Genomic DNA, 12,397 nt, shown 5'->3' on the forward strand with positions numbered 1-12,397 from the left:
GTCGCGAAGGGGACGTGAAAAGGCCCGTCCGGCATCCGCCGGGCGGGCCGCTCGCCTTTCCGGACCCGGGCCGGGCCGCCCACCCGCGGGAGGGAGGGGTCAGCCCTTCCCGGCTTCCGGCGGGACCACTCGTGCGAGCAGCACGGCGGTGTCGTCGTCGGGCGACGGCTGGGCCAGCGCCGACACGATCTCGTCGATCAGCGTCTCGGGCGACGCCCCCGGGGTGAGCCGCAGCCCGGCCAACTGGTCGAGCGAGTGGTCGATGTCCACACCCCTGCGCTCCACCAGGCCGTCGGTGTAGAGGAGCAGCGTGTGGTCCTCGGGCCAGCGCACGACGACCGTGCTGTACGGGCCCGCGACCCCGACCCCGATGGGCGGCGCCTCGGGCAGGCGTACCAGCGACACCGACCCGTCCGGGGCGATGAACGCGGGCGGCAGGTGCCCCGCGTTGGCGAAGGCGCAGACCCGGTTGGTCGGGTCCGCGGCACCGAGCAGCAGCGTCGCGGGGCGCTCCCCGCTCAGCGAGGTGAGCAGCGTGTCCATGCGCTGCAGGATGACGTTCGGCGGGATGTCCATCGCGGCGAGCACGCGCAGCACCGCCCGGTACTGGCTCATCTCCACCGCGGCCTCCACCCCGTGGCCCATCACGTCCCCGATGGCCAGCATCGTCCAGCCGCCGGGCAGCCGCACCGAGTCGAACCAGTCGCCGCCGACCAGGTCCTGCGCCCCGGCGGGCAGGTAGCGGCCGACGACCTCCAGGCCGTCGCCGGGCCGCCCGGGCGTGGCCAGCAGGCTGCGCTGCAGTTCGACGGCGATGCCGTGCTCGCGGGCGTACCGCCGGGCGTTGTCGAGGCTGATCGCCGCCCGGTCCGCGAGCGCCTGCGCGACCGCCACGTCGTCGTCGTCGAAGGGCGGCGAGTCGCCCTGGCGCACCATCGTCGCGGTGCCCACCCGGGCGCCCCGGGCGGACAGCGGGACGACGAGGATCGAGTGGATGCCCGCCTCGCGGTACGGCCCGACCCGGTCCGGGCTCGGCGCCCGGCGGCCCAGCGCCTCGTCGTCCAGCTGGTTGTCGACCTCGGCACGGCCGGTCTGCAGCACGCGGGTGATCGTCGCCGTCGCCTGGTAGTCCACGTACTGTCCCGGCACGCCGAACCCGCGCATCGCCGACCGCAGCTCCGGCCGCGCCGCCATGCCGGTACGCCGCAGCCGGGTCCGCCCCTTCGGCGAGCGCGCGTTCTCGCCCCGCCCCGGCAGCACTTCGACGGTCGTGCCGTCCGCGATGGCCTCGGTCAGCAGGTCGGCGAGCTCCTGGCAGGTCGTCTCGACGTCCAGTGTGGTGCCGATCCGCACCGCGGCCGCGTCGAGGAGCAGCAGGCGCTCCCGAGCGCGCTCCAGCTCGCTCAGAAGCCTCCGGTCCTCGCTGACCTCCTGGATGACCAGGGCCAGGCCCGGCCGGCCGCCGCCGAGCGCGATGCGGTGAAAGCTGCCGCGCCAGTAGCGCTGCTCGTGCGGCGAGGACACATGCGTGTGGCCGGTCGTCACACCCACCCGTGCGATGCCGTCCGCCAGCACCAGGCGCATGACGTCCTCGCGCGCGTCGACCTCGGGCACCACCTCGCGGACGCGCCGCCCGATGTGGTCGGCGGCCGGGACCCCGTTGATGCGGGCGAGCGCGGGGTTGACGTAGCGGAAGCGCAGATCGGCGTCGAAGACCGCGACGCCGGCCTCGGTGCCGTCGACGAGGGCAGCGCAGAGCCCGGCCACGTCGCCGAACAACTCCGACGCCTCGTCCGCCGCCATCACGCGACCTCTCCTCCCGAGCGCTCCCGGGTCACCCGCGCCCCGCGCGCACCCGGGCGGAGCGCCGGTACGCTCCGGCGCTCCCCCGACGGATACCTCCTCCGGCGCCCTTTCAGACCCGGCGGAGCGACGGGGTGCCCCAGACGTACCAGCGCCGCGCGAGGGGAAGAGTCCCCACGGCGGCCGCGGACCCGGCTCCGCGACCGGCCACGCAGGACCTCGGGAGGCACGCATGACCGTCGTCGACATCCTCGGCAGTCGTCGACATCCCGGCACCGGATACGCCCGCATGCCCACGGCGGAGGCGAGACGACGCACGTCGCAAGCAGCGTCACCCTCCTGGGCGACGGCGACGCGCTCGGTCGTCGACCCGGGCATTGTCGCCGACCGACGCGACATCCTCGACCCGCTCGCGGCCCTGGGCGCGGACCCCGAGGACGTGACCGACTTCGTCTTCAGCCACCACCACGCCGACCACACGCTCAACGCGGCGCTCTTCACCAACGCGCACTACCACGACCACATGGCGATCTACCACAAGGACGTGTGGGAGGGCCGCGACGCCGACGGCTACGAGCGGAGCGGGTCGATCCGCCTGATGCGCGCACCGGGCCACGGTGCCGAGGACATCAGCACGCTGGTGGCCACGGACTCCGGCCTGGTCGTGCTCACGCACCTGTGGTGGACCGGCGTAGGGCCCGCCGAGGACCCGTTCGCACCCGACCGCGAGCAGTTGCGCGCGTCGCGCCGCCTGGTCCTCGGCCTCGCCCCCGACCCCGTCATCCCCGGCCACGGCCCGGCCTTCCGCCCGGGACGGTCCACTCCGGAGCAGCCGCGGTGCGGGTGGGAGATCCAGGTGGGCGAGAGGTGCGGGGGCGCCGGGGGGGGTTCGCGGAACCCCGGCTTCTCGCGCGGTGGTCCGCGCGTGCCGGCGGATCGGGGGTGCGGTTGCCGCGGCGGGCCGCGGGCCGCGGGTGTTCCGGGCCTTGGTGGGTGCCGGTGGGCTGCTTCCGGGCGGTTTCGGGGGCTCGACCTACAATGGGGCGGGGCCGTGACTGGCGCTGAGGTGGAGTACCACCGTGGAGCGGCCCACCCGACCGGACTGAAGTCGGTCGGACGCGAACCCCGCGTGCCGCGCGCCTGGGCGACCTCGACACGAGATCTCTCGGGAGACGCACATGACCGCGCGACTCATGGACGGCACGGACCTGGCCCGCAGGATGGTGGAGCGCACCGCGGAGCGCGCCCGAGACCTCCGCGAGCGGACCGGGGTGGTGCCGTGCCTGGCGACGGTGCTGGTGGGTGAGGACCCGGCGTCGGTGACGTACGTCCGGATGAAGCGGAACCGCTGCGCGAAGGCCGGCATCGAGTCCCGGCACATCGCGCTGCCCGGGACCGTCGGGACGGCCGAACTCGTCGACACCATCGGCGCGTTGTCGGCGGATCCGGCGGTGCACGGGATCCTGCTCCAGCACCCGGTGGGCGAACACATCGACGAGCGCGCGGCGTTCGACGCGATCGCCCCCGAGAAGGACGTGGACGGCGTCACCAGCATGTCGTTCGCGGCGATGAGCTTCGGGCTGCCCGGCTTCGTGTCGTGCACGCCGGGCGGGATCATGCGGCTGCTCGACGCGTACGACGTGGAACTGGCCGGCCGTCACGCGGTCGTCGTGGGCCGCAGCGCCATCCTCGGCAAGCCGGCCGGGATGTTGCTGCTGGCCCGGAACGCCACGGTGACGTACTGCCATTCGCGTACCCGGGACCTGGCGGAGATCGTCGGGCAGGCGGACGTGGTGGTCGCGGCGGTCGGGCGGGCCCGGCTGATCAAGGGCTCGGACCTCAAGCCCGGCGCGGTGGTCGTGGACGCCGGGTACAACGAAGGCAACGTCGGCGACGTGGACTTCGAGGGCGCGCTCGAACGGGCGAGCCTGATCACCCCGGTGCCCGGAGGCGTCGGGCCGATGACGATCGCGCTGCTCCTCGAGCAGACCCTCGACTCCGCGGAGCGGGCCGCCGCGGCGTAGCGCGGCCGGTCGAGCCGCGTCGGCAACGCCGCGCTAGTGGTCGCCGTTGGGATCGGCGGAGGGCCCACTTGCAGCCGAGGGCGGCTCCGGCGGTCGCTGCGTGGGCGTGTTGCTGTCGGCAGTGTCGTCGACGGAGTGGACGGCGGGGTCGTCGGCGGAGTTGTCGGCGGGATCCTCGGCCGCCGCGGCCGCGTGGGCGTACACCGCCTCGACCCATAGCTCGCGCTCTCGGTCCGCGTGCCGCCGGGTGACCAGGGCGACGAGCGTGATCGTCGCGCCGCACACGGCGATCCAGACCAGTGTGGGTACGACGGAGGCGCGGTCGTCGTCCCGGAGGCCCACCAGGTCCGAAAGGCTGGAGGACATCAGCTGCCGGGTCCCCCAGGAAACACCGCCGCCTAGCGTGGCCTGGGTGGCCGCCGCGGCCGCGACGACGAGCAGCCATCCTCCGAACAGGGGGCCGCGGCCGGGCACTCCGTTCCCGATCGCTCGCGCGGGGAAGCCCACGGCGTCGGCGTACCGCAGGCGCATCGAGGCCGCGTCGGCGCGCGCCGTCACCAACCACACCGCGAACGCCAGCGCGGCGGCGACCCCGCACACCAATCCGACGGCATCGGTGCCGACCACCCAGCCGTCGGCGGCCACGACGTCGTGTGCGGGGTTTCCGTCGCCGTCGACGATGTCCTGGACGATCTGGGCGCGGTGGAGCCGGGCGAAGATCTCGGCGGCACTCGCCGCGGCGGCGACCACGAGGAGGGCACACACGGAACCGGCGAGCGGGCCGGTGCCTCTGGGGCGCGGCAGGTCCGGTCCGACGAAGGCCGCGTCTCCCGCGATCCCCGCCTGTTCGGGGAGCCCGGCGTGCCCGGTGCGGGCCGGGTCCCAGGGCCAGGCCCGGTTCCGGCCGTGGTTCCGACCCTGGTCCCCGCCGTCACCGTAGCCGTGCGCCTCGTCCTGGTCCTGCCTCGCGTCGTCGAACGTCTCACCGCAGTTGGTGCACCCCGCGCTTCGCGTCGACCAACCGCCACAGCGTGCGCACAGCAATGTCGCCCCCCAATGGCCGTTCCCGCGACGTACCGGACGACGTACCGGACGTCGAGGATCCCATGTCAGGGCCGCGTGGAGAACGACTGCGTGCCCAGCGCGGCAAGGAGGTCCAGCGACTCCTGGTCGCGCGAACCGGGGGCCGCGGTGTAGACGACGAGTCGCAGCGCCGATCCGGTGGCGTCCAGGACATCGCAGTCCAGCGCGAGGCGGCCGACCTCCGGGTGCCGGACGATCTTGAGCTGTGAAGTGCTGGACGCGATGTCCGCACCGCCCGTCCAGCGGGACTCGAACACCGGGCTGCACGAGCGGAGTTCGTCGATGAACCCGCGTACGCGCGGGTCCTGGGGATAGCGGGCGAGGCTCGCGCGCAGGTCGGCGACGGCGTACGCCTCGAAGGCCGCCGCCTCCTCGGGCGTACGCACCACGCGCGACGGCCGGCCGGTGAAGTGGCGCCGCAGGACGTTGGGTTCGCCGTCGTCGCCGGTCACGTCGTCGCCGAGCAGGGCGACGGCCAGCGAGTTGGCCAGCACCACGTTCCATGTCGGGTCCACTGCCACGACGGCGGCGTCGTGCAGGCGGTCGATGATGCGCTGCACCCCGGGAGTGACGTGCGTGGACGCGATGCCGGGTGCGGGCGAGGCGTGCCCGGCGAGGCGGAACAGGTGGTCGCGCTCGTCGTCGGTGAGACGCAGGGCCCGGGCGAGAGGGCCGAGGACGGCGGCGGAGGGCCGGCCGGCCCGTCCCTGTTCGAGCCGGGCCAGGTATTCGACGGAGAGCCCGGCGAGGGCGGCCAGCTCCTGGCGGCGCAGCCCCGGGGCGCGGCGGCGCTGCCCTACGGGCAGGCCCGCCTCGGCCGGGCCGAGGCGGTCGCGCCATGCGCGCAGGGAGCTGCCGAGGTCGGTGCGGTCCATACGCCCATTGTCGCCGGGCGGCCCTCGGGAATGGAGTGCCGAGGGTCGCCCTGCCGGTACCAGCATGATCTTGGCCTCCTTGTCCCGGCCGGGCGCTCGCAGGATGGTCCCGCGGCCCGGGGAAGGGCCCGTGACGAGGAGGAACACCATGCGTACGAGCGTTGCCGCGACCCTGGACCAGCCGCTGCTGGCGGCCGTCCGGCTCGGCCGGCTCACCCTGCCCAACCGGGTCGTGATGGCCCCGCTGACCCGCGCCCGGGCGTCGAACGAGGACCGGACGCCCACGGAACTGCACACCGCGTACTACGCGCAGCGGGCGAGCGCGGGACTGATCGTGACCGAGGGCACGTGGGTGAGCGAGCGGGCGGTCGGATTCCTGAACGTGCCCGGGATCCACTCCGACGCGCAGGTGGCCGCCTGGCGCCGGGTGACGGACGTGGTGCACGCGGTCGGCGGGCGCATCGTGCAGCAGTTGTGGCACTCGGGTGCGGCCTCGCACCCGGACCACCTCGGCGGGGCTCTCCCGGCCGGGCCGTCGGCGGTGAACCCGCACGAACAGTCCTTCACCGCCGAGGGGTTCAAGGCGACCCCGACGCCGCGCGCGATGACGCCCGCCGACATCGCGGACACCGTCGCCGAGTTCCGGCGCGCGGCCGCGAACGCGCGGCGGGCCGGGTTCGACGGCGTGGAGATCCACGCTCTCGGCTCGTCCCTGTTCCCGCAGTTCCTGAACCCGCGGCTCAACCGCCGCACCGACGCGTACGGCGGCGACCCGGCGCGGCGCCGGCGCCTGCTCCTGGAGGTCGTGGACGCGGTGGCGGAGGCGTGGGACGGGCAGGGGCCGGGCGTACGCCTGTCCCCGTACTGGTCCGCCGCATGCTTCGCGCCCGACCCGGAGTCGCTCGCGGACTACGAGGCGCTGGTCGTGGCGCTCAACGACCACCCGGTGACGTACCTGCACCTTCGCGGCCGCGACCTCGAGGCGCCCGGCGCGCGGCCGGACACCGAGGCGATCGCCCGCTACCGACGGCTGTTCGACGGGCCGTGCATCGCCAATCTCGGCTTCGACCGCGAGTCCGGCAACGCCGCCGTCGCGCGCGGCGTGGCCGACGCGGTCGCGTACGGCACCGCTTTCGTCGCGAACCCGGACCTGGTCGAACGGTTCGCCCTCGGCCGCGAATTGGCCGCAGGCGACCCGACCACGTACTACGCCGGAGGCGCCGAGGGGTACGCCGACTACCCGGCGAGCACGACGGGTACGACAACCACGAGGGTCACCCAAAATTGACCGTCCCGGAATCGGGACGCTGCCTGAGATCGGCCGAATGTCCCCCGCCCGACTGCACCTTCAGGACTACGCCGACGCCGCGCTGCGGTCCTGCGGGCGGGCTTCGGGGGGCTCGGACTTGGCGCGGTGCGGCTTGGGGTGTACCGGCACAACACTCCTGCCCTTCGCCTGTACGAGCGCTTCGGTTTCCGCGCAGTGTCGACCCGGCCTCCGGCGCCAGGCGTCGGGCCGGGTGGGAGGTGTGCGAGATGCTGCTGCCGCGGTCGGCGGGCTGCGGCGACGGCGAGATCGGCGCGTTAGTGGGATAGTCGCCTCGCTGCGGCACGGGCACGATCAGGGGGCTGCCGACGACGGGGAGGGCTTGGCGTGGCCGATCACACGGCTTTGCGTCCGCATGAGATCGCGCACGTGTGTGCCGCGTACGGGCTTTCGGTCCGGGAGGTCACGCCGCTCACGGGCGGCACCATGAACGCCAACCTGCTGGTCGACGCCGGGGGCGCGGGGCTGTTCGTGCTCACCGTGCTGGCCTCGCGCGAAGTGGCCGCGGTGTCCCGGCCCGTCGGGGTGATGCGGTGGCTGGCATCGTCGGGGTACCCGACGAGCGCGCCGCTGGACGGCGACGGCAAGGGGCCGCGCGGCAGGGCCGTCATCGTGCGGCCGTACACGCCCGGTGTCTGCCACGACACCCTGCCCGCGCGGCTGCTGCCCGCCGCGGGCGCGGTCCTGGCCCGGCTGCACGGGCTCGGGGTGCCGCCGCGCGAGTTGCGGTTGCCGGAGAACGGCAGACGGTTGCCGGACGGTGCCGTGGCGATGATCGAGGGCTTCCCGGACCGGGAGTTCGCGGCGTGGCTGCTGCGCAACGTCGCCGAACCGCCGTTGTCGGACCTGCGGCGGTGCATCACGCACGGGGACCTGTTCGCGGACAACCTCGTGGAGACGTACGCCGGTTCGCTGCACGTGCTCGACTGGGAGACGGCCTCGGTCGACGATCCGCTGCTCGACCTCGGCATGACCGTGGTCGGGCTGGGCGTCGAGGACGGAGTCGTGCATACCGAGCGCGTCGCGGCGCTCGTCGACGGGTACCGGAAGGTGCGTCCGATCTCCCCGGACGACTTGCACCGGCTCCGCGAACTCTCCGTCTACGCGGGCTCGATCGTGGCCTTCAACCGGTACGTGCGCCGCGCCGACCCCCGCGCACGGCCCTTCGCGGCAATGGTCTCCGCCGTCGACGGCCTGCGGGCCGCGTGGCCGGTGGCCTACGGCCGGCGTCCCATGGTCGGCCCGCGCAGGTGAGAAGCGCCTGACGGGGTGCGGCCCTTCGTGATGCGAAGGGCCGTACCCCGCTGTCATGTCCCGGAGGCGTCGGCCGCGGTCAGCCGTGCTTCTCCAGCTCCACCTTGGGCAGGATCCGGGCCAACGGCGCCGGGAGCCACCACGCGCGCGGTCCCATCAGCTGCATCGCGGCGGGGACGATGAGGCAGCGGATGATCACCGCGTCGACGAAGATGGCGAAGGCCATACCGAAGCCGCTCTGCTGGAGCGCCCGTTCCGGGCTGAACAGGAAGGCGCTGAAGACCACCACCATGATGGCCCCGGCCGCGGTGATGACGGAGCCGGTCTGCGCGAGGCCCTCGCGTACCGCCACGCTGTGGTCCTTGGTGCGTTCCCACTCCTCGTGCATGCGGGACACCAGGAAGACCTCGTAGTCCATCGAGAGGCCGAACGCGATCGCGAAGAGCACGACCGGCACCCACGGTTCGATCGGTCCGGGCTCGACGCCGAACCAGCCGTGCTGGAAGACCAGGGCCATGGCGCCGAGCGACGCCCCGATGCTCAGCAGGTTGAGGACCGCGGCCTTCAGCGGGATGAGCACCGAGCGGAAGACCACCATGAGCAGCACGATCGACAGGCCGACGACGATCACGATGAACAGCGGCATGCGTTCGGCGACCTTGTCCGAGTAGTCCTCGGCCGCGGCCGTCGCGCCGCCGACCAGGTACCTCGCGCCGGTCGTGTCGCCGAGGCGCGGCAGGACGTCGTCGCGCAGGTGCCCGACGAGTTCGGAGGTGTCCTTGTCCTGCGGCGCGGTGGTCGGGAACGCGATGACCGTGGCCACCAGGCCGTCGTCGGTGGGCATCGGGTCGGCGACCGCCGCGATGCCGGGGGTGTTGCGCAGGGTCTGCGCGGCGGCGGCGCCGGCGCGGGCGGCGAGTCCGTTCCCATCGGCGCCACCGGCCCCCGGGGCACCGGCGGTTCCGTCGACGACCACCACAAGTGGTCCGTTGAAACCGGCGCCGAAGCCGTCCGCGAGCAGGTCGTAGGCTTTGCGGCTGGTGCTGTCCGCCGAGTCGTTGCCGGCGTCGGAGAAGCCGAGGCGCAGGTTGAGCGCCGGTACGCACAGTGCGCCGAGCGCCACGACCGCGATCAGGAGGGCGAGCAGCGGGCGCCGCTGCGCCGCCACGCCGATCCGGCGCCACGTCGTGCCCTCGGGTGCCTTGCCCTTCGCGCTGCGCTTCGCCGCCCGGGCGGGGAACTGCCGGGCGAAGCGCGGTCCGAAGATGCCGAGCAGGGCGGGCAGGAGGGTGACGGCCCCGAGCATCGTCATGAAGACGGTGAGCGCGACGGCCAGCGCCATGCCCTGCAACGAGCCCAGCCCGAGGGCGACGAGGCCGAACAGCGCGAGGATTACCGTACAGCCCGCGAAGAACACCGTGCGCCCGGCCGCGTCCAGCGCGGTGGTCGCAGCCCGTTCGGGGGTCTCGCCCTTGACGAGCTCGCCCCGGTACCGGGCGAAGATCAGGAGCGCGTAGTCGATGCCCACGCCGAGGCCGACCAACGCCATGATGTAGGGCACCCATTCGGCGAGGGTGAACACGTGCGACGCGATGACGACGACGGCGAGCGCCGAGCCGACCGCGAACAACGCGGTCACGATGGGCAGTCCGGCGGCGATCAGGGTGCCGAACATGAACACGAGGATGACCAGCGCGGCCACGATGCCGGCGGCTTCCGCGCCGCTGCTGTCGCTCTCCGCGAGCACCCGGGCGGCCTCGCCACCCAACTCGACCTGTAGGCCGTCCTGTTCGGCCGTCTTGGCGGCCTTGAGAATCTTCTCGGTGTCGGACTCGGCCATGTCCTCCGAGGTGCCGTGCAGGAGGACGGTGGCGTAGCCGATGCGGCCGTCGGGGGCGACAGCGGAGGGGTCGGCGTACACGCTGCGCACCTGGGTGACCTTCGGAGCCCCGGCCACCTGGCCGAGCATCGCCTCGACGCGCTGCCGCGTCGCCGGGGCGCGCAGGTCTCCGTCGGAGCGCAACACGATCTCCAGGGTGTCGCCCGCCTGCGCCGAGCCGTGCTCGTCCAGCAGGTCGACGGCCTTCTGCGACTGCGCCCCGGGGATCGTGTAGTCCTCGCGGTAGTCGCTGCCGGCCACGGTGGCGCCGCCCCAGACGCCGACAAGGACTGCCACCCACAGTCCCAGGGCGAGCCATTTGCGGCGTTGGGCGAATCCGGCGATGCGGGCGAAGATCCCCGCCCGCACCGGTATTTGGACCTTCTCTTCACTCAGCGTCATGGGTGCTTCCCGTGGAGTGGAATCCGGTGGACCTGGTTCGCCCGCTTGACGGGATAGCGGTCCGATGTGTGACATCGGCCCGTGCGCGGAATCCGCGTGCTCCTCGAAATCCGCGGAATCCTCGGTGGCCCGGCAGACGCGGCGGACCGTCGTGCGTGCGGGGCAGCGGACCGGCAGGCTGACAGGCGGTCGGAAGGCGCCTCCGGCGCACGAATCCGGTCATTGCGGGGGCGCGGGGCGTCCTTCGTGCGCAAGGATCCGCATCATGACGTGGATACCGGACGCGTACACACTGCCGACCGGGGACCATCCGCTGCGGGCGGCGGCCTTCGACGCGCTGTTCGCCGACGCCTTGGTGGGCGCGGGGCGCCTGGGCGCGACACGCGCCCGCCTGGTGTTCGCGGCCGCGGCGGAGGCCCGAGTACGCGACCTGGTGACGCGCGACCAGGCGTGCCGGGCGCCGTTCCGCTTCACCGTCGAGGAGCCCGCGTTGGGCCGGGTGGCCGTGGAGGTGGCGGTGCCCGAGGAGCACACGTTGGACCTCGACGCGTTGGTGGTACGCGCCACCGCCGCGGCGGGCGCCCGGCTCGCCGCTCCCCTGCCCAAGTCGCCGCGCGCCACCCCCGCCCCAGGCGCCGCGGGCAGGGAACTCTCCTGACCTGACTGCAAGTTGGCCCGTTCGAGGGGCCCCACGCCGCGGCGCCCGAGCCACCGCGGGCACGGCGGCCCAACCGGACGGCCGGGCAATCCCCGGGGTCGGCGACGCGGCCTGCGAGGATGGCCTCATGTCACGTACGTTCGACCACCTCGTCGCGGAGGCGGAGTCCGTCTCGGTCGCCGGGTGGGACTTCTCCTGGCTGGACGGCCGCGCGACCGAGGAGCGGCCCTCGTGGGGCTACCAGCGGTCGATGGGCGAGCGCCTCGCGGTCGCCACCGCCGCGCTGGACGTCCAGACCGGCGGCGGGGAGGTGCTGGCCGGTGTTCCGAAGCTCCCGCCGCTGGCCGTGGCCACCGAGTCGTGGCCGCCCAACGTCGCGAAGGCGACCCGGCTGCTGCACCCGCTCGGGGTGGTCGTGGTGGCCGATGAGGACGAGCCGCCGCTGCCGTTCGGCGACGAGGCGTTCGACCTGGTGGTGAGCCGGCACCCGGTCACGGTGTGGTGGGACGAGATCGCCCGCGTGCTCCGGCCGGGCGGCACGTACTTCTCGCAACAGGTCGGTCCGGCGAGCGTGTTCGAGCTCGTCGAGTTCTTCCTCGGTCCGCAGCCCGAGGAGGTGCGCCGTGCCCGGCACCCCGACGACGCCCGCCGCGACGCGGAGTCGGCCGGCCTGGAGGTCGTCGACCTTCGCGCCGAGTCGCTGCGCACCGAGTTCCACGACATCGGCGCGGTGGTCTACTTCCTGCGCAAGGTGATCTGGCTGGTCCCGGGCTTCACGGTCGCGCAATACCGGGACCGGCTCCGGGAGTTGCACGACCGCATCGAGGCGGAGGGGCCGTTCGTCGCGCGGACCACCCGCTTCCTCGTCGAGGCGCGCAAGCCGGGGTAGCCCGCCCGGGCACACGAACCGGCGCGAGCCACCGCGGCCCGGCAAGGAACGGGCCGGCACGGACAAGCGAGGTCCGCGGACCGGCCGGTGGGGCGGGGCGCGTAACCGGCGCCGGGGGCACCGGGGGGGGCCCGCCTCTCAGGGGCACGCCACCCCGGGTGGGCCCACCGGGTTGCCGATGTCCTCAGTCCCCTGCCGCCGGC

The 12,397-nt window shown here is 73.7% G+C and carries 9 protein-coding genes, 1 pseudogene and 1 riboswitch; of the genes and pseudogenes, 6 read left to right on the forward strand and 4 right to left on the reverse strand.

Annotation, left to right across the window (positions count from 1 at the left end; translation table 11 throughout):
- Positions 1–99: 99 nt before the first annotated feature.
- Positions 100–1,803: a SpoIIE family protein phosphatase gene (locus tag AB0C36_RS14840; protein WP_358353709.1), complete on the reverse strand. Its 1,704-nt coding sequence runs from the start codon at positions 1,801–1,803 to the stop codon at positions 100–102.
- 289 nt (positions 1,804–2,092) lie between these two features.
- Here AB0C36_RS14840 and AB0C36_RS43225 point away from each other — a divergent pair.
- Together AB0C36_RS43225 and AB0C36_RS14850 are read left to right on the forward strand one after the other, a co-directional pair.
- Positions 2,093–2,326 (forward strand): annotated as a pseudogene (locus AB0C36_RS43225) (MBL fold metallo-hydrolase); the annotation flags it as partial.
- 518 nt (positions 2,327–2,844) lie between these two features.
- Positions 2,845–2,956, forward strand: a riboswitch (ZMP/ZTP riboswitch).
- A gap of 25 nt (positions 2,957–2,981) precedes the next feature.
- A complete protein-coding gene (locus AB0C36_RS14850; RefSeq protein ID WP_435839047.1) occupies positions 2,982–3,827 on the forward strand; it encodes a bifunctional 5,10-methylenetetrahydrofolate dehydrogenase/5,10-methenyltetrahydrofolate cyclohydrolase in 846 nt (281 codons plus the stop codon).
- A 33-nt stretch (positions 3,828–3,860) separates the two neighbouring features.
- Here the strand turns inward: AB0C36_RS14850 and AB0C36_RS14855 are convergent, their stop codons facing one another.
- Entirely contained in the window at positions 3,861–4,871 is a 1,011-nt protein-coding gene (locus AB0C36_RS14855; protein ID WP_358353711.1) for a hypothetical protein, read from the reverse strand.
- A 65-nt stretch (positions 4,872–4,936) separates the two neighbouring features.
- On the reverse strand, positions 4,937–5,785 hold the full coding sequence (locus tag AB0C36_RS14860; RefSeq protein ID WP_358353713.1) for a helix-turn-helix transcriptional regulator: 849 nt from the start codon (positions 5,783–5,785) through the stop codon (positions 4,937–4,939).
- A gap of 148 nt (positions 5,786–5,933) precedes the next feature.
- Between AB0C36_RS14860 and AB0C36_RS14865 the strand changes: the two genes are divergently transcribed.
- Entirely contained in the window at positions 5,934–7,073 is a 1,140-nt protein-coding gene (locus tag AB0C36_RS14865) for an alkene reductase (RefSeq protein WP_358353715.1), read from the forward strand.
- Positions 7,074–7,439: 366 nt separating this feature from the next.
- Positions 7,440–8,366: a phosphotransferase gene (locus tag AB0C36_RS14870; RefSeq protein ID WP_358353716.1), complete on the forward strand. Its 927-nt coding sequence runs from the start codon at positions 7,440–7,442 to the stop codon at positions 8,364–8,366.
- A gap of 79 nt (positions 8,367–8,445) precedes the next feature.
- Here AB0C36_RS14870 and AB0C36_RS14875 read toward each other — a convergent pair whose 3' ends face one another.
- Complete coding sequence (locus AB0C36_RS14875; RefSeq protein ID WP_358353718.1) at positions 8,446–10,647, reverse strand: MMPL family transporter; 2,202 nt, start codon at positions 10,645–10,647, stop codon at positions 8,446–8,448.
- A 265-nt stretch (positions 10,648–10,912) separates the two neighbouring features.
- Here AB0C36_RS14875 and AB0C36_RS14880 point away from each other — a divergent pair, with 265 nt between their 5' ends.
- Positions 10,913–11,305: a hypothetical protein gene (locus AB0C36_RS14880; protein WP_358353719.1), complete on the forward strand. Its 393-nt coding sequence runs from the start codon at positions 10,913–10,915 to the stop codon at positions 11,303–11,305.
- 127 nt (positions 11,306–11,432) lie between these two features.
- The gene (locus tag AB0C36_RS14885; RefSeq protein WP_358353721.1) at positions 11,433–12,194 is read left to right on the forward strand and encodes a class I SAM-dependent methyltransferase; all 762 of its coding nucleotides are present in this window, start codon (positions 11,433–11,435) and stop codon (positions 12,192–12,194) included.
- Positions 12,195–12,397 lie beyond the last annotated feature (203 nt).

It is taken from the genome of Streptodolium elevatio, assembly GCF_040649515.1.
Taxonomy (GTDB): Bacteria; Actinomycetota; Actinomycetes; order Streptomycetales; family Streptomycetaceae; genus Yinghuangia; species Yinghuangia elevatio.

Bases quoted from the DNA above. Each gene is read 5' to 3' on its own strand.
- AB0C36_RS14885 (WP_358353721.1), top strand. From the start codon at position 11,433: ATGTCACGTACGTTCGACCACCTCGTCGCGGAGGCGGAGTCCGTCTCG.
- AB0C36_RS14865 (WP_358353715.1), top strand. From the start codon at position 5,934: ATGCGTACGAGCGTTGCCGCGACCCTGGACCAGCCGCTGCTGGCGGCC.
- AB0C36_RS14875 (WP_358353718.1), bottom strand. From the start codon at position 10,647: ATGACGCTGAGTGAAGAGAAGGTCCAAATACCGGTGCGGGCGGGGATC.
- AB0C36_RS14860 (WP_358353713.1), bottom strand. From the start codon at position 5,785: ATGGACCGCACCGACCTCGGCAGCTCCCTGCGCGCATGGCGCGACCGC.
- AB0C36_RS14880 (WP_358353719.1), top strand. From the start codon at position 10,913: ATGACGTGGATACCGGACGCGTACACACTGCCGACCGGGGACCATCCG.
- AB0C36_RS14840 (WP_358353709.1), bottom strand. From the start codon at position 1,803: ATGGCGGCGGACGAGGCGTCGGAGTTGTTCGGCGACGTGGCCGGGCTC.
- AB0C36_RS14850 (WP_435839047.1), top strand. From the start codon at position 2,982: ATGACCGCGCGACTCATGGACGGCACGGACCTGGCCCGCAGGATGGTG.